15 protein-coding genes and 3 rRNA genes are annotated in these 20,632 nt (G+C 60.1%); 5 read left to right on the top strand and 13 right to left on the bottom strand.

Features of this window, described 5'->3' with window-relative positions:
• The first annotated feature begins 1 nt into the window (after window position 1).
• Window positions 2-910 (top strand): nuclease-related domain-containing protein, encoded by a 909-nt coding sequence (locus RVM26_RS16225; protein WP_016915648.1) that lies wholly within the window; start codon window positions 2-4, stop codon window positions 908-910.
• Here RVM26_RS16225 and RVM26_RS16220 read toward each other — a convergent pair.
• The 4 genes from RVM26_RS16220 to RVM26_RS16205 all read right to left on the bottom strand — a co-directional run bounded on the left by RVM26_RS16220 (window position 907) and on the right by RVM26_RS16205 (window position 7,342).
• On the bottom strand, window positions 907-2,238 hold the full coding sequence (locus RVM26_RS16220) for a deoxyguanosinetriphosphate triphosphohydrolase (protein ID WP_193462185.1): 1,332 nt from the start codon (window positions 2,236-2,238) through the stop codon (window positions 907-909). The genes RVM26_RS16225 and RVM26_RS16220 overlap by 4 nt on opposite strands.
• A 114-nt stretch (window positions 2,239-2,352) precedes the next feature.
• Window positions 2,353-2,468: ribosomal RNA gene (gene rrf, locus RVM26_RS16215) — 5S ribosomal RNA — on the bottom strand.
• A 153-nt stretch (window positions 2,469-2,621) separates the two neighbouring features.
• Window positions 2,622-5,515, bottom strand: a 23S ribosomal RNA gene (locus RVM26_RS16210).
• Between the two features lie 294 nt (window positions 5,516-5,809).
• A 16S ribosomal RNA gene (locus RVM26_RS16205) occupies window positions 5,810-7,342 on the bottom strand.
• Together the 16S, 23S and 5S rRNA genes form the textbook arrangement of a ribosomal RNA operon.
• A 585-nt stretch (window positions 7,343-7,927) precedes the next feature.
• On the opposite strand from RVM26_RS16205, the gene RVM26_RS16200 reads away from it, so the two are divergent.
• Complete coding sequence (locus tag RVM26_RS16200) at window positions 7,928-8,953, top strand: aspartate carbamoyltransferase (protein WP_016915646.1); 1,026 nt, start codon at window positions 7,928-7,930, stop codon at window positions 8,951-8,953.
• Window positions 8,954-8,980: 27 nt separating this feature from the next.
• Here RVM26_RS16200 and ruvX read toward each other — a convergent pair whose 3' ends face one another.
• The 7 genes from ruvX to RVM26_RS16165 form a co-directional block, all read right to left on the bottom strand.
• Complete coding sequence (gene ruvX, locus RVM26_RS16195; protein WP_016915645.1) at window positions 8,981-9,436, bottom strand: Holliday junction resolvase RuvX; 456 nt, start codon at window positions 9,434-9,436, stop codon at window positions 8,981-8,983.
• A gap of 18 nt (window positions 9,437-9,454) precedes the next feature.
• Window positions 9,455-10,012, bottom strand: coding sequence for a YqgE/AlgH family protein (locus tag RVM26_RS16190; RefSeq protein ID WP_498939688.1), 558 nt, complete (start codon window positions 10,010-10,012; stop codon window positions 9,455-9,457).
• 40 nt (window positions 10,013-10,052) lie between these two features.
• Window positions 10,053-11,018, bottom strand: a complete 966-nt coding sequence (gshB, locus tag RVM26_RS16185) for a glutathione synthase (protein WP_096923361.1) — start codon at window positions 11,016-11,018, stop codon at window positions 10,053-10,055.
• Between the two features lie 69 nt (window positions 11,019-11,087).
• Window positions 11,088-11,792: a CvfB family protein gene (locus RVM26_RS16180; protein ID WP_096921715.1), complete on the bottom strand. Its 705-nt coding sequence runs from the start codon at window positions 11,790-11,792 to the stop codon at window positions 11,088-11,090.
• Window positions 11,793-11,930: 138 nt separating this feature from the next.
• On the bottom strand, window positions 11,931-12,698 hold the full coding sequence (locus tag RVM26_RS16175) for a 16S rRNA (uracil(1498)-N(3))-methyltransferase (RefSeq protein WP_016915641.1): 768 nt from the start codon (window positions 12,696-12,698) through the stop codon (window positions 11,931-11,933).
• 3 nt (window positions 12,699-12,701) lie between these two features.
• Window positions 12,702-13,211, bottom strand: a complete 510-nt coding sequence (secB, locus tag RVM26_RS16170; RefSeq protein WP_016915640.1) for a protein-export chaperone SecB — start codon at window positions 13,209-13,211, stop codon at window positions 12,702-12,704.
• Window positions 13,212-13,272: 61 nt separating this feature from the next.
• Entirely contained in the window at window positions 13,273-13,695 is a 423-nt protein-coding gene (locus tag RVM26_RS16165; RefSeq protein ID WP_016915639.1) for a rhodanese-like domain-containing protein, read from the bottom strand.
• A 252-nt stretch (window positions 13,696-13,947) separates the two neighbouring features.
• Between RVM26_RS16165 and gpmI the strand changes: the two genes are divergently transcribed.
• The 3 genes from gpmI to RVM26_RS16150 all read left to right on the top strand — a co-directional run bounded on the left by gpmI (window position 13,948) and on the right by RVM26_RS16150 (window position 18,042).
• Window positions 13,948-15,510: a 2,3-bisphosphoglycerate-independent phosphoglycerate mutase gene (gene gpmI / locus RVM26_RS16160; RefSeq protein WP_498939684.1), complete on the top strand. Its 1,563-nt coding sequence runs from the start codon at window positions 13,948-13,950 to the stop codon at window positions 15,508-15,510.
• A complete protein-coding gene (locus RVM26_RS16155; RefSeq protein ID WP_498939682.1) occupies window positions 15,510-16,646 on the top strand; it encodes a murein hydrolase activator EnvC family protein in 1,137 nt (378 codons plus the stop codon). The genes gpmI and RVM26_RS16155 overlap by 1 nt, the downstream gene beginning before the upstream one ends.
• Window positions 16,647-16,746: 100 nt before the next feature.
• A complete protein-coding gene (locus RVM26_RS16150; RefSeq protein ID WP_081138427.1) occupies window positions 16,747-18,042 on the top strand; it encodes a S41 family peptidase in 1,296 nt (431 codons plus the stop codon).
• Here RVM26_RS16150 and RVM26_RS16145 read toward each other — a convergent pair.
• Window positions 18,039-19,292, bottom strand: a complete 1,254-nt coding sequence (locus RVM26_RS16145; protein WP_498939680.1) for a UbiH/UbiF/VisC/COQ6 family ubiquinone biosynthesis hydroxylase — start codon at window positions 19,290-19,292, stop codon at window positions 18,039-18,041. The two genes, RVM26_RS16150 and RVM26_RS16145, sit on opposite strands and share 4 nt — an antisense overlap.
• Before the next feature lie 50 nt (window positions 19,293-19,342).
• The gene (ubiH, locus tag RVM26_RS16140; protein ID WP_498939678.1) at window positions 19,343-20,587 is read right to left on the bottom strand and encodes a 2-octaprenyl-6-methoxyphenyl hydroxylase; all 1,245 of its coding nucleotides are present in this window, start codon (window positions 20,585-20,587) and stop codon (window positions 19,343-19,345) included.
• Between the last annotated feature and the right edge of the window lie 45 nt (window positions 20,588-20,632).

The following is a 20,632-nucleotide window of genomic DNA, read 5'->3' as shown; positions in this document are numbered from 1 at the left end:
AATGGTTTGGTTGGAATACCTGCTACCTCTCATTTTCCTGTTTCCGATGGCGGCAATGGGCGGTATCGTGCTGGCGCTGCGCAGTCTGCATGATGCGCGCGTGCAGTCTCCTTTCGATGCCCCGCTTCACGAGCCTGGGCAGGCACTGCGTTACCGGCTGGATCAAGCATTCTCGAGCCTGTTTCTAAACGGTACGCTAGGGCCTTTGGTGAGTCTGGCGCCCTTGGTCTACGGCATGGGCCGCATGCTGTTCGTGGAGCAGCAGGACTGGGTGGAGTGGGCACTGTACGGGCTGCTCAGCACGCTGCTGGTACTGGCGTTTTCACTGCTGCTGGTACGCGATTATCAGCGTATCCGTCGCCTGAAGCTGGGGCTGGCCTGCGAGCTGGCCGTTGGCCAGGAGCTGGAGCGACTCATCCGCCCGGAGGCACACCCTTACTATGTGTTTCACGACGTACCTACCGACAGCTTCACCATCGACCACGTGGTCGTGACGCCCCATGGCGTCTTTGTCGTCGAAACCCGCGCCAGAGCGCTGGCGATAGGTTCGGATGGCCGCGAGCTCAATAGCGTGGCCGTCGAACGCGAACGGCTGCGCTTTCCCCATTGGCAGGAGCGTCGCCCACTGCACAAGACGCGTCAGGGGGTCAATTGGCTCACCCAGTGGCTGGAGCGACGCTGTGGGGTGCCTGTTCCCGTTCGAGGCGTGCTGGTGCTGCCTGGCTGGCAAATCGATACCAGTGAGGCAGCTTCAGATATTCTGGTGGTCAGCGGAGAACGGTTGTCACGCCAGTTGAGCGAGCTTAAACCGGGCCATATGAGCGACGTCATCCATGACAAGGTCATCCATACCTTGCTGGAACGGGTGCGGCTGATGGAGCTAAAACATTTGCGCCACCCGTCGGTTTAATCCCCGCGCAGCCGCCCGCCCATCTCCTGGGCAAGGTCCACGGCGTAGTGGTCGGTCATGCCACCAATGAAATCCAGCATACGACGGTAGCTGTCGTAGAGCGTCCAGGAGGGCAGCGGCGTGTTTTCACCGATCAGTGCCAGCACGCGCTGATGCTTGAAAGAGCTTTGCCCGGTATGGTGTAGCTCATGGGCAGCACCAATGAACGCCTCCAGCAGAATCCCCAGCGTGGTGTAGGCACCGATTTCCAGCTTGGCCTTGCGCTCGTTCTGGAAAATGCGTTCTCGAGCCAACTGCTTGGCAGACTGCACGCCCCAGCCCAGATCCGGATGGCAAAGCTCCAGCAGGTCATCGCTCAAGGTACCGCTCAGCAGCGCCTGCTCATGCTGTACAAACACGGCCGCCACATCATTGACCGCACGCTCCATGGCTGCCCCCCGCAGTAGCGCGATACGGCGGCGCTGCGAGACACTCTTGCGCTGCATCTCTTCATACTCAGGGGGAAATTCGCCAGCAATCTGACGCAGTATTTCGACGACTTCTTCGTAACGCAGAATCCCCATTTCGAGGCCATCTTCCAGATCCAGCAGCGCATAACAGATGTCATCCGCTGCTTCGACCAGCCACGCCAGTGGATGACGGCACCAGCGCTGCTCGCCCTGAGGAAGCAGACCCACGGCGTCAGCGACTTCCTTGAGCAACGCCTGCTCGGACTGATAACAGCCAAACTTGCCAGCGCGGCCACCATAGCGAACGGTCCAGGGATATTTCAACAGAGTCCCCAGGGTTGCTGCAGATAACCGCATGCCGCCGTTGAACTGGTTGTACTCGATCTGCGTAATGACACGAAATCCCTGAGCATTACCCTCATAGGTCAGCAGATCCTGGCGCTCCTGTTCGGAGAGTCCCTCCAGCAAGCCACTCCCCTCGGCACGGCGAAACCAGTCACGAATGGCATATTCACCGGCATGGCCAAAGGGGGGGTTACCGATGTCGTGGCCGAGACAGGCTGTTTGCACGATGACGCCCAGGTCAGCTGGGGTGATCCACTCCGGCAGCCGATCACGCAGCAACTCGCCGACGATCATGCCCAACGAGCGGCCCACGCAGCCGACTTCCAGGGAGTGGGTCAACCGCGTATGGATATGGTCGTTTTCGGTAAGGGGATGCACCTGCGTCTTGCGCCCCAGGCGACGAAAGGAGCCTGAGAAGACGATGCGGTCATGGTCCTTGTGGAAAGGAGTGCGCCCTATTTCGCGGTTACTGCCGGGGCGCTTGTCATGTAAGCGCTGAGGGGAAAGTAACTGATCCCATTGCATTTGTGTCATCGGCACTCCTCCTTGGAGCCTTCATTCTGACATAAAAGCACCAGGGGTAGACAAATTTAACGCACAGAAAAAAGCCCCGAACACAGTGTGCTCGGGGCTTTCTACGATATAAGTGCCTGACGATGACCTACTCTCACATGGGGAGACCCCACACTACCATCGGCGCTAAGCGGTTTCACTTCTGAGTTCGGCATGGGATCAGGTGGTTCACGCGTGCTATGGTCGTCAGGCGTAACAGGTAATGCATATCATGCTGAGTATTCGTTGACGTGTATTGTGTGCGTCTCTTGTCAGCAAGCACTTGGGCTCACTGCGGCGTATCCGGTGTGTCGAGTGCGTTCACACTCTTCGTTATCATCACGACCAGACCCCTTGGGTGTTATAGGGTCAAGCCTCACGGGCCATTAGTACACGTTAGCTCAACGCCTTGCAGCGCTTCCACACCGTGCCTATCAACCAGCTGGTCTCGCTGGGCCCTTCAGGAGGCTCTAGGCCTCAGGGATGTCTCATCTTGAAGGGGGCTTCCCGCTTAGATGCTTTCAGCGGTTATCCCGTCCGACCATAGCTACCCGGCAATGCCACTGGCGTGACAACCGGAACACCAGAGGGTCGTCCACTCCGGTCCTCTCGTACTAGGAGCAGCTCTTCTCAAACATCCAACGCCCACGGCAGATAGGGACCGAACTGTCTCACGACGTTCTAAACCCAGCTCGCGTACCACTTTAAATGGCGAACAGCCATACCCTTGGGACCGACTTCAGCCCCAGGATGTGATGAGCCGACATCGAGGTGCCAAACACCGCCGTCGATGTGAACTCTTGGGCGGTATCAGCCTGTTATCCCCGGAGTACCTTTTATCCGTTGAGCGATGGCCCTTCCATACAGAACCACCGGATCACTAGAACCTGCTTTCGCACCTGCTCGACGTGTCTGTCTCGCAGTCAAGCACCCTTATGCTCTTGCACTCATTGCACGATGTCCGACCGTGCTGAGGGTACCTTCGTGCTCCTCCGTTACGCTTTGGGAGGAGACCGCCCCAGTCAAACTACCCACCACACACTGTCCTCGATCCGGATAACGGACCTGAGTGAGAACGCCAATGATGCCAGGCTGGTATTTCAAGGTTGGCTCCCCTCGAACTGGCGTCCGAGGTTCAAAGCCTCCCAGCTATCCTACACAGGCAACATCAGCGTCCAGTGTGAAGCTATAGTAAAGGTTCACGGGGTCTTTCCGTCTAGCCGCGGGTACACCGCATCTTCACGGCGATTTCAATTTCACTGAGTCTCGGGTGGAGACAGCGTGGCCATCATTACGCCATTCGTGCAGGTCGGAACTTACCCGACAAGGAATTTCGCTACCTTAGGACCGTTATAGTTACGGCCGCCGTTTACCGGGGCTTCGATCAAGAGCTTCGGACGAATCCTAACACCATCACTTAACCTTCCGGCACCGGGCAGGCGTCACACCCTATACGTCCGCTTGCGCGTTAGCAGAGTGCTGTGTTTTTACTAAACAGTTGCAGCCACCTGGTATCTTCGACCGGTTCGGGCTTGGAGAGCAAGTCTCGTCACCCTACGCCGGCGTGCCTTCTCCCGAAGTTACGGCACCATTTTGCCTAGTTCCTTCACCCGAGTTCTCTCAAGCGCCTTGGGATTCTCACCCTGACCACCTGTGTCGGTTTGGGGTACGGTCGCACATGATCTGAAGCTTAGAGGCTTTTCCTGGAAGCGTGGCATCAATGACTTCGACACCGTAGTGTCTTCGTTTCGTGTCTCGGCCTTGAAGGGTCCCGGATTTACCTGAGACCCAAGCCTACTCACTTTCACCAGGACAACCAACGCCTGGCTCACCTAGCCTTCTCCGTCCCCCCATCGCAATCATGTCCGGTACGGGAATATTGACCCGTTTCCCATCGACTACGCCTTTCGGCCTCGCCTTAGGGGCCGACTCACTCTGCTCCGATTAGCGTCGAACAGAAACCCTTGGTCTTCCGGCGAGGGAGTTTTTCACTCCCTTTATCGTTACTCATGTCAGCATTCGCACTCGTGATACCTCCAGCATGCTTCTCAACACACCTTCATCGGCTTACACGACGCTCCTCTACCGCTCATCCGTAAGGATGAACCCGTAGCTTCGGTACCTGGTTTAGCCCCGTTACATCTTCCGCGCAGGCCGACTCGACTAGTGAGCTATTACGCTTTCTTTAAAGGATGGCTGCTTCTAAGCCAACCTCCTAGCTGTCTGAGCCTTCCCACATCGTTTCCCACTTAACCAGGATTTGGGGACCTTAGCTGACGGTCTGGGTTGTTTCCCTTTTCACGACGGACGTTAGCACCCGCCGTGTGTCTCCCACGCTGGCACTCACCGGTATTCGGAGTTTGCCTCGGGTTGGTAAGTCGGGATGACCCCCTAGCCGAAACAGTGCTCTACCCCCGGCGGTGATACGTGAGGCGCTACCTAAATAGCTTTCGAGGAGAACCAGCTATCTCCGAGCTTGATTAGCCTTTCACTCCGATCCACAAGTCATCCAAATCTTTTTCAACAGATCCTGGTTCGGGCCTCCAGTTGATGTTACTCAACCTTCACCCTGCTCATGGATAGATCGCTCGGTTTCGGGTCTATATCCAGCGACTGTGTCGCCCAGTTAAGACTCGGTTTCCCTACGGCTCCCCTATACGGTTAACCTCGCCACTGAATATAAGTCGCTGACCCATTATACAAAAGGTACGCAGTCACCCAACAAGTGGGCTCCTACTGCTTGTACGCACACGGTTTCAGGATCTATTTCACTCCCCTCTCCGGGGTTCTTTTCGCCTTTCCCTCACGGTACTGGTTCACTATCGGTCAGCCAGGAGTATTTAGCCTTGGAGGATGGTCCCCCCGTCTTCAGTCAAGGTTTCTCGTGCCCCGACCTACTCGATTTCACGTGATCAGATTTTCGACTACGGGGCTATCACCCGCTATGGCCAGACTTCCCAGTCTGTTCGTCTAATCCGTCACACGCTTAAGGGCTGGTCCCCGTTCGCTCGCCGCTACTGGGGGAATCTCGGTTGATTTCTTTTCCTCAGGGTACTTAGATGTTTCAGTTCCCCTGGTTCGCCTCTTACGCCTATGTATTCAGCGCAAGATACTCATCTTGTGATGAGTGGGTTTCCCCATTCAGAGATGTCCGGGTCACAGGTCGTTTGCCACCTCACCGAACCTTATCGCAGGCTACCACGTCTTTCATCGCCTCTGGCTGCCTAGGCATCCACCGTGTGCGCTTCATTGCTTGACCCTATAACCCGAAGGAGTCTGGGGTTCGCAATGATAACGATTGCCGGATACGCTTGAGACGTATCACAATACAATTTACGTAGAAACGCGTTAAACACGTTTCTGTCAGCATGATATACATTGTTAAAGAGCGACTGCTATAAGCAGTGATAAACGGATCGTGTTTTCACACCTTGAAAGAAAAAGAAAGGTCTTTTCTTCTTTTTAACGTGAAAGAGCGTTTATCACTGCTCATCAACAGCATTCTGATCAGATAATTCATTGTGAGCGCTTACCGCGAGGGGAAGACATCGTTTAAGGAGGTGATCCAGCCGCAGGTTCCCCTACGGCTACCTTGTTACGACTTCACCCCAGTCATGAACCACACCGTGGTGATCGCCCTCTTGCGTTAGGCTAACCACTTCTGGTGCAGTCCACTCCCATGGTGTGACGGGCGGTGTGTACAAGGCCCGGGAACGTATTCACCGTGGCATTCTGATCCACGATTACTAGCGATTCCGACTTCACGGAGTCGAGTTGCAGACTCCGATCCGGACTGAGATCGGCTTTTCGGGATTGGCTCACTCTCGCGAGTTGGCAACCCTTTGTACCGACCATTGTAGCACGTGTGTAGCCCTACTCGTAAGGGCCATGATGACTTGACGTCGTCCCCACCTTCCTCCGGTTTGTCACCGGCAGTCTCCTTAGAGTTCCCGCCATTACGCGCTGGCAAATAAGGACAAGGGTTGCGCTCGTTACGGGACTTAACCCAACATTTCACAACACGAGCTGACGACAGCCATGCAGCACCTGTCTCTGCGTTCCCGAAGGCACTAAGGTATCTCTACCGAATTCGCAGGATGTCAAGAGTAGGTAAGGTTCTTCGCGTTGCATCGAATTAAACCACATGCTCCACCGCTTGTGCGGGCCCCCGTCAATTCATTTGAGTTTTAACCTTGCGGCCGTACTCCCCAGGCGGTCGACTTATCGCGTTAACTTCGCCACAAAGTGCGCTAGGCACCCAACGGCTGGTCGACATCGTTTACGGCGTGGACTACCAGGGTATCTAATCCTGTTTGCTACCCACGCTTTCGCACCTCAGTGTCAGTGTCAGTCCAGAAGGCCGCCTTCGCCACTGGTATTCCTCCCGATCTCTACGCATTTCACCGCTACACCGGGAATTCTACCTTCCTCTCCTGCACTCTAGCTTGACAGTTCCGGATGCCGTTCCCAGGTTGAGCCCGGGGCTTTCACAACCGGCTTATCAAGCCACCTACGCGCGCTTTACGCCCAGTAATTCCGATTAACGCTCGCACCCTCCGTATTACCGCGGCTGCTGGCACGGAGTTAGCCGGTGCTTCTTCTGTGAGTGATGTCTTTCCTGATGGGTATTAACCACCAGGCGTTCTTCCTCACTGAAAGTGCTTTACAACCCGAGGGCCTTCTTCACACACGCGGCATGGCTGGATCAGGGTTCCCCCCATTGTCCAATATTCCCCACTGCTGCCTCCCGTAGGAGTTCGGGCCGTGTCTCAGTCCCGATGTGGCTGATCATCCTCTCAGACCAGCTACGGATCGTCGCCTTGGTGAGCCGTTACCTCACCAACTAGCTAATCCGACATAGGCTCATCCGATAGCGGGAGCCGAAGCCCCCTTTCTCCCGTAGGACGTATGCGGTATTAGCCTGGGTTTCCCCAGGTTATCCCCCACTATCGGGCAGATTCCTATGCATTACTCACCCGTCCGCCGCTCGTCAGCGGGTAGCAAGCTACCCCTGTTACCGCTCGACTTGCATGTGTTAGGCCTGCCGCCAGCGTTCAATCTGAGCCATGATCAAACTCTTCAGTTTAAGATCAATGCGATCCTTACTCGCTGCCCGAAGGCAACAAAAGCGGATCAAACTTGGCTCAAGGTTCAAACGAATTCACTGTGATACTCCGAAGAGCATCTTGGTGTTCGCTTGCCTTGATATTCGGTGATGATTCACCCTCATCGGCAAGCGCCCACATGAATTACCTGATCAAATTGTTAAAGAGCAACTTTCTTAAGTTCGCTGCGGCCGGCTCGGTGACCTGAACCGTGTTGCCTCAGCGAGGAAGGCGTATTCTACGCATTCCGTGGTGTTTGTCAAGGGCTGTTTTCAGCGCGTGAAGCGAGCGATCAATCCAACCAACAGATGGCGCTAACTTCCTGACAAACCGAAGGTTTTTCAACCTTCTTCACCGCTGGTAACGCTTGGCGTCCCCGGCAGCGGATGCGTACTTTACGGATTCGCTGCCGGGTTGGCAAGGGGTATTTACCAAATAGTCAAAAAAAGTCGCCCACGCGATCACGCAACCCGTGGAAAGCACTTCGGCGCTTACTGTTTGGCGGTTACACTTGGCACTCTGCAACATTCGCCACATCTATTGCACCTACGGATATGAGGTCTTCGATGAGCCAGCACTTGTTAACCGTCGATTCATTAAATCGCGAAAGCGTTGATCACCTGTTACGGGTGGCCGCACGCATGGAGCCGATTGCCAGTCGCCGTCAGGTCACGCGAGTGCTGGAAGGTGCGGTACTGGGCAACCTGTTCTTCGAAGCCAGTACGCGGACGCGGGTGAGTTTCAATGCGGCTTTCTGCCGTCTGGGAGGCAGTGTCTGTGACACCACGGGCTTTACCTTCTCGTCCATGGCCAAGGGCGAATCCTTGTACGACACCAGCAGGGTAATGAGCGGCTACTGTGATGCCATCGTCATGCGCCACCCGGATCAAGGGTCGGTTGCCGAGTTTGCCGCCGCAACGCATGTGCCGGTCATCAACGGTGGTGATGGTCCAGGCGAGCACCCAAGCCAGGCGCTGCTGGACCTTTATACCATCGACAAGGAGTTCCAGCGGTTGGGCAAGCGCCTGAGTGGTGCCCACATTCTACTGACCGGGGATTTGAAATACGGGCGCACGGTGCATTCGCTGATCAAGCTGCTATCGCTTTATGATCCGCTGCGGATAACGCTGGTCTCCCCACCCGGCCTGGAAATGCCGTCTTATCTGGTGGATCTGGTGGCATCGCGGGGCCATCGCATCGAGCAGCGCGACTCCCTGGCCAGCGACTTCTCGGATCTGGACGTCGTCTATACGACACGCATCCAGAAGGAGCGCTTCACGGATGAAATGAACGAGAGCTTCCAGGGGCTTTCCGATGACTTCATGGTCAATCGCGATTTTCTGGATCACCGCTGCAGCCAAAGCACGATCGTGATGCACCCGCTACCGCGCGATAGCCGTCCAGGCGCCAATGATTTGAACGTCGATTTGAATGGCGATCCGCGCCTGGCGATCTTCCGCCAGACAGATAACGGCATCCCCATGCGGATGGCCATTTTTGCCACGCTCTTGAAAGTGGACGAGCTGATCGAGCAGGACATGCGGCCAGTACGCTGGTTCGTACCGCCGCAAATTGGCACGCTGGACCGCTGAGGAGCAGACGGCTGAGCAGCTAAACGCTCAGTGCGCGGTTCGCCCACCGGGAAGGCCTTCTCGGTGGGCGAACCAGCCTTCCAGAATCAGCACGGCAGCGATGCCGTCCACGCTCTGCTGACGATAGTTGCCGCGATGTCCCGATGCGTGGGCGATCTGCTTGGCTTCACGGGTAGAGCCACGCTCATCGACCATTTCGCACGGCTTGCCATAACGCCCATGCAGGCGGTTGCCAAACTTGCGCGCACGGGTACTCATGGGCGATTCGCTACCATCCATGTTCAACGGTAGCCCGACCACGAACAGGTCGGGCTGCCACTCCTGAACCAGACGAGACACCACGTTCCAGTCAGGAATGCCATCCCGTGCAGGGAGAGGCGTCAGCTCGCGGGCGCTGTTGAGCAGCTCATTGCCTACCGCCACACCGATGCGCCGCGTTCCATAATCGAATGCCAGGATCAGGCGCTCCCCACTGTCGGCCATCGCGTTACTGCCCCTTCGTCATGCGTGACCGGCGTCACGGGTCATCAGGTTGAGATCGACGCCCAGCAGGCCAGCGGCAGCGGCCAAGCGCTCGGCGGGTGGGGTCTCGAACAGCACGCTTGGCTGGCCCTCCACCGTCAACCAGGCGTTGTCCTTGAGCTCATCCTCCAGCTGTCCTACTTCCCAGCCCGCGCACCCCAGGCACACGAGGAAGTGCTCTGGCCCCGTGCCATCCGCCAGCGCCTGAAGAATATCCATGGACGTGGTGAGGGCAATGCCATCTTCTACCTGGACGCTGGAATCCCACGCCTGGCTATCCCCTTCGTGAAGGATAAAGCCACGGTCTTTATGGGTGGGGCCACCGTAATAGACAGGCGCATTGCGGTGCGGGCTCTCATCGCCCCCCAAGGAGAGCTGTTCGAACAGCGCATCCAGCGTGATTTCCAGAGGGCGGTTGGTAATCACCCCCATGCAACCATTGTGGTCATGGTCACACAAGTACACCAGGCTGCCCGCAAAGTTGGGGTCGTCCAGATGCGGCATGGCCATTAAAAAATGGTGTTTTAAGCTTTGCATGCGTCTCCTATGGCTTGCCGCTGAATCAGCAAGTCGGGCGTTATTGGGCGGAAGCAAGGCGACGCTCGATGGCGTCCAGCAGCATGCCGGCGATGTCGGTGCCACGCTGATCGTCGATTTCCCGCACGCAGGTGGGGCTGGTCACGTTGATCTCGGTGATGTAGTCACCGATGACATCCAGACCCACGAACATCAGCCCTTTCTCACGGATCAGCGGCTGTACCTGCTGGATCAGCCAGTGATCACGCTCGGTCAGCTCGCGGCTCACGCCACGCCCACCGGCGGCCAGGTTGCCGCGGGTCTCTCCCGCCGAGGGGATGCGCGCCAGCCCGAAGGGCACAGGCTCGCCATCGACCAGCAGAATACGGGTATCGCCGTGTTTGATTTCCGGCAAGTAGCGCTGCGCCATGATCTGACGCTGACCGCGCAGCGTCAGCTGCTCGATGACGGCGCCAATGTTGCGGCCATCAGGGCCGATATGAAAAATGCCCGTGCCACCCATGCCGTCGAGTGGCTTGAAGATCACGTCGCCATGCTCGGCGTGAAAGGCACGCAGCACGTCATCACGGCTGGCCACGACCGTTGGCGCGCAGCACTGAGGAAACTGCTGGGCAAAGAGCTTCTCGTTACACTGCAGCAAGGCGGCGGTGGGGTTCACCACCAGCACTCCCTCGCGCTCGGCAAAGCCCAGCAGGTGCACCGCATTGATGAACTCGGCATCTACCGGCGGGTCCTTGCGCATCAGCACGACGTCCAACTCTGCCAGTGGCCGCTGAACTGCTTCGCCAAGGTCATACCAGTGCGTCGGATCACGATGCACGGTCAATGGACGCATGCGTGCGTAGGCCTGCCCTGCGTTCAAGAACAGATCGTCCTGCTCCATGTAGTGCAAGGTATAGCCGCGCTCCTGGGCAGCCCACAGCATCGCCAGGGTGGTGTCTTTCTTGTAGGCGATGTCACTGATCGGGTCCATCACGACACCGAGATGCAACGTTGAGTGGCTCATCGAAATACCGTCCATGCAGGAACAATCATTATTCAGTATGCCGTACTGCAGGCACGGCTCCAACCGCGGCTATTTGTCTGCGGTTTCGGAGAGCGCGCCAGGCACCAGGCGAATGGCATCGGGGGCCAGGGTGATCAGCTGTTGCTTGTAAAGCCGCCCGATCGCTTGTTTGTAGGCGCTCTTGCTCACCCCCAGGCGCGCCTTGATGGCGTGGGCATCGCTTTTATCGCCCAGCGGCAAGTAGCCGCCGCTTTCGCGTAGCGCCTGCAGTATCTTGTCACCCACCACATCGAGGCGTGCCACCCCCGGCGGCAGCAGCGAGATATCGACTCGGCCATCCTCGCGACGCTGTTTTACATAGCCTTTCAGCGTCTGCCCTCGGCGCAGCGGCTGGGTCATGTCGTCCTGATAGATCAATCCCCAGTAACGGTGCTCGACCACCACTTTCATGCCCAGGTCCGTGCGATCGGCCACCACTACCGTGACCTCATCACCCTGCGACAGCGCCCAGGCATCGTCGCTCAGGAAGCGGTCCAATCGCATGGATGCCACGGGACGCCCCTGGTCATCGCTATACAGCATGACCAGTACGCGCTTGCCGGGATCCGGGCGAAAACGCTGTTCGCTATAGGGCAGCAGCACGTCCTTGGGCTGGCCCCAGCGCAGAAAGGCGCCCGTACTGTTCACTGCCGTCACGGTCAAGTAAGCGACTTCTCCCAGCTGGGCAGTCGCATCGCTGGCAGAACGGGGAGAGGCATGGGACTCACGGGCCATGGAGGTGTCCTTGCGAAGGGTTGAGAATCGGTAGCGTACCTTGCTAACGCTAGCCAAAGCGAGGCCGTATTCGGCCTGACAGCCTGCTATACAAAAGCCGCTGCCACAGAAAATGCGGCAGCGGCTGACAGCAAGCGCTTACAAATCGCCGAAATGATGCTGCAGGAGGGTCAGCGCGACGACCGGTGCGGTTTCCGTACGCAGTACACGGGGCCCTAATGTCAGCGGCGTAAAGCCGCTGGCGGTGGCCGCAGCGATATCGGTCTCGCTGAGCCCTCCTTCGGGGCCAATCAGCAACGCTGCCGAAGCGGGCCGAGACGACTGTGCAAAGCCATTGCCCGTGGCCAGATGAAGCATCAGGCGCAGCGGCTCTTGCCGTTCGGCCAGCCACTCCTCCAGCCCCTGCGGCGGGTACACGGGAGGCACCACTGCACGCCCACTTTGCTCGCAGGCGCTGGCAGCCACCGCCTGCCAATGGGCCAGCTTCTTCTCTTCTCGGTCGCCTTTCAGGCGAACATCCCCCCGCTCGGTATAGAGTGGGGTGATGGCAGCGACGCCCAGCTCCACGGCTTTCTGAATGGCATAGTCCATGCGATCTCCCTTGGAAATCGCCTGGCCCAGATGCACCGCTAGCGGAGACTCCGCGCTGCCTGGCCATACCGACTCGACGGTTGCGGTGGTCTGTTTTCGCCCCACCTCCGCCAGCCGAACGCCTGCCTCCTGGCCCGCCCCGTCGAACAGGATCAGTGCCGCGCCCTCCCCCATGCGCAGCACGCGGGTAACGTGCCTGGCAGGGCCTTCCGGCAGCGTGACGGTTGCCCCGACACGCAGCTCGGTGGGCACATGAAGGCGCGGCATCTTGCCGTGCGTGGCGAGCCAGTGTGCTGCCGAATGCGCTTCGAGCATGGCTTAGTGGGTGTTCTCGGCAGCCTGGCTTGCCTGCTGCGCTTCACGCTGCTTGCGCTGGGCGTACATGGCTTCGAAGTTGACCGGCGCCAGCATCAGCGCAGGGAAGCCGCCACGGTTGACCAGGTTGTCGATACACTCACGGGCGTAAGGAAACAGCAGGTTAGGACAGAAGGCGCCTAACGTCTGCTCCAGCTGCGCACCTTCGATGCCGGAAATACGGAACAGGCCAGCCTGCTCGACTTCGGCCAGGAACGACGTGGTGCCGGACTCGCTGTCATTCACCTGGGCGGTGACCTTGACCACGACTTCGTACTGGTCGTCAGCCACTTTCTGGCTGGTAGTGTTCAGATCCAGATTGACCTTGGGCTTGAACGCCTGCTTGAACACGGAAGGAGAGTTCGGCGCTTCGAAGGAAATGTCTTTCACGTAAATACGCTGCAAAGAGAATTTCAGCTGCGGCTTTTCGCCTTCAGCGGCACCGGCCTGCGGGGTGTTGTTATCTTCCGCCATGGGAGACTCCTCGTTATTCATTCAATAAAAAAGCGTGCGGCCCAGAGGCCGCTTTCGTCGTTTACTTCTTCACTACGGGAAGGCCATCGGCCTGCCACTGCATCATGCCACCACGCAACTTCGTGGCCCGCTCGAAGCCCGCCTTGACCAGCTTGGCTTGTGCGGCACCCGAGCTTTGGCCATGCTTGCACACCACGATGATCGGCTGGCTTTTGACTTTCTCCAGCTCGTTCATGCGGCTATCGAGGCTGCTCTGGGGAATGTTGCGTGCACCGGCGATATGCCCCGCCTTGAAGTCTTTGCTTTCACGAATGTCCACCACCACCGCATCTTCGCGGTTGATGAGCTGGGTGGCCTGGCTAGAGGACACGGCATTCGAGGCAGCGCTACGCGTTTCGTAGACAATCCACGCCGTGAGCACCAGCAAAAATGCCCCCACCAACAGGGGGTGGTTCATTACGAATTCGAACAGCTGATCGATCATCGCGAACACAATCTCTTGGTCTATGCAGAAAAAAGCGGCCTGGCCGCCATCAGAAACGCGACAAGTATACACGTCACAGGGCATACCGCGCAGGCCATGACGCCCAGCGGCTGCCTGCGTTATGATGCCCCAAGCACGCGCCCGCCGCGACCCTGTTTCTCAGGTACTGTCTGAAAACTGGCTGAATGGCCATTGCCAGCGTTTCAAACAGCACTTTTCGTTGCTTGGCTGACCCATATAACGAGGTTTCTCATGGCATCATCTGCACCCCGCCCCGTCGCCCTGATCATCCTGGACGGCTATGGCCACAACCCCGATAGCGCACATAACGCCGTGGCTGCTGCCCATACCCCGAACATGGATGCCCTGTGGGCCAAACGCCCCCACGCCTTCGTACACACCGATGGCCGCCATGTGGGGCTGCCCGATGGGCAGATGGGCAACTCGGAAGTGGGCCACATGAACCTGGGGGCTGGGCGCATCGTGTACCAGGACTTCACGCGGATCACCAAGGCCATCGAGGATGGCGACCTGGATACCAATGGCGTGCTGACCAAACCCATCGACGGCGCCGTGGCCAACGGCAAAGCGGTACATTTGCTGGGCCTGCTCTCCCCTGGAGGCGTACACAGCCATGAAGACCACTTCATTGCCGTAGCGGAACTGGCAGCACGGCGCGGCGCTCAGCGAATCTACGTGCACGCCTTCCTGGATGGCCGCGACATGCCCCCTCAAAGCGCGCTGGCCTCCATCGAGCGCGCCAATGCCCGGCTTGCCGAACTGGTCGGTGCCGACAACGGCTTCGTGGCCTCCATCATTGGCCGCTTCTTCGCCATGGACAGAGACAACCGCTGGGAGCGGGTCGAACAGGCCTACCGCCTGCTCACCGAGGGTCATGCCGAGCATACCGCCACCAGCGCTGAAAGCGGCCTGCGGGATGCCTACGCGCGTGGTGAAACCGACGAGTTCGTGGCGGCCACCAGCGTTCCCGTCAACGGTAGCGCCATGACGTTACAAGATGGCGACGCGGCGATTTTTCTGAACTTCCGCTCTGACCGGGCCCGCGAACTGACCCGCGCCTTCACCGATGCAGATTTTACCGGTTTCCAGCGCCAGACCCGGCCTGCCCTGGCGGGTGACGGCCTGGTGATGATGACCCAGTACGCCGCCGACATTGCCGCTCCGGCGGCGTTCCCCCCCACCGACCTCACCGATACGCTGGGCGAAGTGGTGTCCAAGCGCGGCCTGACCCAGCTGCGCATCGCCGAAACCGAGAAGTACCCTCATGTGACGTTCTTTTTCTCGGGGGGTAACGAAGCCGAGTATGACGGCGAAGAACGTATCCTGGTGCCGTCGCCTCGTGATGTGAAAACCTACGACGAAAAGCCGGAAATGAGCGCGTTCGACATCACCGACAAGCTGGTGGACGCCATCGACAGCGGTCGCTTCGACCTGATGGTGTGCAACTACGCCAACGGCGACATGGTCGGTCACACGGGGGATTTTGCCGCCGCCGTCAAGGCCATTGAAACCGTCGACACCTGCGTTGGGCGGGTCGTGGAGGCCATCGAGCGGGCCGGTGGCGCCTGCCTGATCACCGCCGACCACGGCAATGCCGAACAGATGGTGCACCCGTTGACCGGCGAGCCGCAAACCGCTCACACCACCTTCGTGGTACCGCTGATCTACGTCGGTGAGCGCGAGGCTCAGCTGTCGGACGGCCGTCTGTGCGATTTGGCGCCCACGCTGCTGGCGATGATGCATCAGCCACAGCCAGACGCGATGACGGGCCAGTCACTGCTGCGCTTCGCCTAATGCCATCGTGGCAACGGCTGCCCTTGCTGGCGCTGCTGATGCTGGGCACGCCCGCTGCCGTCGCGCAGGATGAGCGTGCCGCCCAGCAGCAACTGGATGCGCTAGGCCAGCAAATCGATGCCATGACCCAGCAGTTGGGCGTGACGGACCAGGCCCGTGACAGCGCCCAACAGGCCCTGCGTGCCGTCGAGACGGAGCTGGCCCAAACGCACCAGCGTCTGGACCAGCTACAGGGGGAACGCCGCCAACTGAACGAAGAGAGCGAGCAACTGCGCCAGCACCGTGAGCGGCTCGCGCAGGAAAGAGCGGCGCAATACGCAGCGCTGGGCCAGCAGCTGGCGGCCCTCTACCGGCTGGGGCCCACCCCTCAGCTCAAGCTGCTGTTGAACCAGAGCAACCCCGCCGAGCTGGACCGCATGCAGGCCTACTTGAACCGCTTGACGCAGGCGCGACAACGTCGCCTGGGCGACATTGCCCGCCTGGATACCGCGCTGGTGGATACCGAGCGGGCGCTGGCCGAGCGCCAGACCCGGCTGGATACCCTGGCGGACGAGCTGGAAGCACAGAGTGCGCTGCTGGCCCGCCGCACGGAGGAGCGGCGCAGCGTCGTGACCACGCTGGATGACCGTTACGAGAGCGAAGCCGACCGTCTGGCCGATCTCAGCCAGAGCCGCGAGCAGGCCGAACAGCAGCTACGCGCCATCCAGGCCGAGCTTGCCCGACTGGCCGAGCCGACGCCCTCCACCAACATCACCCGCACCCAGGGCGACCTGCCCTGGCCAGTACAGGGTGCCATCACGGCCAGCTTCCAACGCCGTCAGGGCGTGCATTACAACGGTATCGTGATTCAAGCGGGCGCCGGCACGGCGGTCACGGCCGTCCACTCTGGGCGGGTGGTCTTTGCGGACTGGATGCGGGGGTTCGGCAACCTGATGATCATCGATCATGGTGATCAGATCATGACCCTGTATGCCCACCTTCAGCAGTTCGATGCCCGCCCGGGCCAGCAAGTGAACCGAGGCGACCGCATCGGCCGAGTGGGCAACAGCGGAGGGCAGCCTTCGTCCGCGCTCTATTTCGAAGTGCGGCGAGGTGGCGCCCCCATTAACCCGCAACGTTGGATTGCACGACGTTGACGGGATAAGCTGATAGCAGCGGCATCCATGAAGGTGTCGCGCCAATCGTATCAACCCCTGCGGCGCCCAGCGGCGCTGCCTTTCGCCTTGCGGAGTACGCATGACGCTATCTGTAACCGAGGTATCGGCCCCTGCCAAGCGTTTCTTGGCGACTCTGCTTCCGCTCGCGCTGCTGGCAGCTCCCTTACCCTTGGCGGCTCAAACGGCCAATAGCGTCGCCGACGACCTTCCGCTGGAAGAGATCCAGACCTTTGCCGAGGTGTTCGAACGCATCAAACGGGCCTATGTCGAGGAAGTGGATGATCGCACGCTGCTGCGCAATGCCATGCGCGGCATGCTCAGCGAGCTGGACCCTCACTCGGCCTACCTGGATGCCAACGAGTACCAGAGCCTTCGCGAGTCCACCCAGGGCGAGTTCGGCGGCATCGGCATCGAAGTCGGCACCGAGAATGGTCAACTCATGGTGATCACTCCCATCGACGATACACCGGCCTCCCGCGCGGGCCTGCTGTCGCGGGACATCATCATCGCCATCGATGGCACACCCACCGATAACCTCTCCTTGCAGGAAGCCGTCAACCTGATGCGGGGCGAGCCGGGCAGCCAGCTGCGGCTGTCCATTCTGCGCGCGGGCGAAGATAGCCCACGAGATCTTACGCTGACCCGGGAAATCATCCGTAGCGAAAGCGTGCGCCATGAAACCCTGGAGCCTGGCTATGGCTATCTACGTATCAGCCAGTTCCAATCACGCACGCCGGAGCAGGCACGCCGTGCCCTCGAGCGCATGGCACGCGAACAGCCGCTCGAAGGCCTGATTCTGGATTTACGTAACAACCCTGGCGGGGTGCTGCAGGCGGCGGTGGGCGTGGCCGACCTCTTTCTGGATAGCGGGCTGATCGTGTATACCGAAGGTCGCCTGTCGGATACCGAGATGTCCTTTTCGGCATCGCCCGATACGCCTGCGCGTGATGTACCGCTCGTGGTGCTGATCAACAGCGGCAGCGCCTCCGCCGCAGAGATCGTGGCGGGTGCGCTTCAGGACCAGCGCCGTGGAGTCATCATGGGCACCGAAAGCTTTGGCAAAGGGTCGGTGCAGCAGATCATGCCGCTAGGCAACGGCGAAGGGCTGAAGCTGACCACGGCGCTGTACTACACGCCCAATGGCCGCTCCATCCAGGCGCAGGGCATCGAGCCGGACGTGGAAGTGGTGCGTGGCCGCCTGGAAGTGGCCGAAAGTCGCCGTGAACTGCGCGAAGCCGACCTGGAAGGGCATCTGGGCAGTCAGAACCAGCCTCGCGAGCGTGCGGCCATGTCGCAGCGGCTGCGCGACGACTATCAGCTCAGCGAAGCGCTCAACCTGTTGAAAGCGCTCAATGTCGTCGACCGGCGCCGCTAACGGCACGTGCTCGGCAGGCGACCTCTTTCACCGGTGGCCTGCCGCATGATGAGCCGCTTGAGTGGCACCCACTGGTTCATGCCACTCATGCCGACATTACGCAGCAGGGTCAGGCCCGGCTGCTGACTGCCAAACAGCCCCTTGAAGCCCTTCATCAGGGCCAGCATGGCCGTATTGTCGAGACGACGGCGGCGTTCGTAGCGCGACAGGATGGTCAGGCTGCCCCAGGGCGAGCCACGCCGCCAGGCAGCAACCACTTCTTCCGCCAACACCGCCGCATCCATCAGCCCAAGGTTCACCCCTTGCCCCGCCAAGGGGTGAATGCTGTGCGCCGCATCCCCCACCAGGGCAAAGTGCTCCTGCACATAGCGGCGGGCGTGGCGTTGTACCAGCGCAAAGCGATAGGCTCGATCGAGCACCGTGACAGCCCCAAGACGGTGATCGAAGGCGCGACCCAAGTCCTCTCCCAGCGCTTGCGGTGCCAGCGACTCAAGCCGGGCCGCCTGCTCGGGTGGCACGGACCACACAATCGAGCACAGCCGATCATCGCCGTCCACGGTCAACGGCAGGAAAGCCAGCGGGCTGCCGCTTACGAAGGCCTGACGGGCCGTCGCTCCATGGGCGTGCTCACAGCGCACGGTGGTGACCACCGCTTCCTGGCCCATGGACTCCTCTGCCACCTCGATGCCCGCCAGTTCGCGCAGCACAGAGCGCGCACCATCGGCCGCCACCAGCAGCGGGGTTTCCAGCTGGCGGCCATCCTCCAACACCAGCCAGCGCCCTTTGGAACTGGTCTGCAGCGCGGAGACGCGCACGCCATTCAGCCGGGTCAACGTCGGCAGGTTGGCCAGCTGTGCATTGAGTGCGGCCAGGGTCACGTCGTTCTCGACGATATGCCCTAGCACGGCGGTGCCCGCCTCGTCTGCCGAAAAGTGGATGTTGCCACTGCCCTCGGCGTCCCATACCTGCATGTAACGGTAAGGAGTGATACGCGTCGCCGCCATGGCAGGCCAGGCACCCAGATGCTTCAACAACCGCTGTGACACCGGCGTCAGGGCGCTGACACGGGGCGCCGGCAGCGCCTGGGCCACCTCTTCCAACTGCAGAGGCTTTTCACGGGCCTCGACCAGCGCGACCTGCATACCGGCCTTGGCCAGCAACCCTGCCACGCTGGCCCCGACCATGCCGGCCCCCACCACCACCGCATCGAAACGCGTGACCGTGGCTCCCTGTTCTGCTTGAATCGTCATAGCCAATCCTTAATGTGTCAGCGCCAATGGTGCGCGCTATCGTCCCAGCGCTATCGTTCTAGCCCCATGGCTCGCCGTGCCAACCCCCGGCGCAGCGGCCCCACCAGGTTCAGGCCGATCAATCCCGCACCACGGGCATGGGGCAGCAGTGGCAGCGAAGCACCGAACAGCCGCACCAGGCCATCGCTGAAACGGATGACGTTGGCACGGTCATGGGCACGACGGCGCTCGAAAGCCGCCAGGGTTGCCAGACTGCCCAGGGGCTGCTGGTGTTGGGCAGCCTGGGCCAGCGCCTCGACCAGATCCATCACGGAGCGCAGCGCAAGATTGAAGCCCTGCCCGGCCACGGGGTGCAGCGCGTGCGCAGCATTGCCAAGCACCGCTAGCCCCGGCCTTACCGGCTCTTCGGCAGTCACCAGCGAAAGCGGATAGCAATAACGCTGCCCCAGCCGATTGAAGCGGCCTACCCGGTCGCCGAACGCTTGCTGCAGCTGGCTCAAAAAAGCCTGGCCCGACAGCGCCATGCGCGCCCGCTCACCGCCGCTGGGGTGTGTCCAGACCAGCTCCATGGCCTGACCGGGCAAGGGCAACAGCGCAATGGGGCCTTCTCCGGTGAAGCGCTCGTAGGCGACCCCGTGGTGCGGCTGACTGACCCCCACATGGGCAATCACGGCGGTTTGTTCATAAGAGTGACGGCGACTCTGAATACCCAACTGTTCTTTCAAGCCCGAGCGGCCTCCATCGGCCAGTAACGTCAGCGTGGCAGTCAGTTCACTGCCATTCGACAGGCGAAGATGATGCTGCCCCCCTGCCTGCGGGGTCAGCGACGTGACCGTGGCGGGGCAGTGCCATTCGATGGGGAGTTGCTGCAATCGACGGTGCAGTACCTGCCCCATCCAGGCGTTGGGAATCACATGCCCCAGCGCCTCGACGCCCAGCTCTTCCGCGCTCAGGCGTGTCGCCCCCAAACGTCCACGCTCGCTGATATGAATGCGCTGGATGGGCGTGGCCTCGGCCTGCATCTCCTGCCACACGCCCAGTTGGCGAAAGCGCTGGGCGGAACCCTCGGCAATGGCGCTGGCACGCGCATCGAAGCTGGGCTGCCAAGTGGCCTGGTCGCTCGTGTCGGGCAGTGCCTTGGCCTCGATCATGGCCACGCGCCAACCAAAACGCTCGATCAGAGGTGCGAGGGCGCACCCCAGGCTGGCGCCTACCAAGCCCCCCCCCACGATCACGATATCGTGAGTGGCAGGCCGCTCACTGGAAGCTTCTGTTACCGCTGCGGACACCTGCATTCACCTCTCCTGACGTGGCTTGGCTGTTCAGCCCACGCGAATCAT

It is taken from the genome of Halomonas sp. KM072 (assembly GCF_050710315.1).
Classification (GTDB): Bacteria; Pseudomonadota; Gammaproteobacteria; order Pseudomonadales; family Halomonadaceae; genus Vreelandella; species Vreelandella hamiltonii.
Note: the sequence above shows the minus strand (reverse complement) of the source record. Positions and strands in the feature narration are given on the sequence as shown.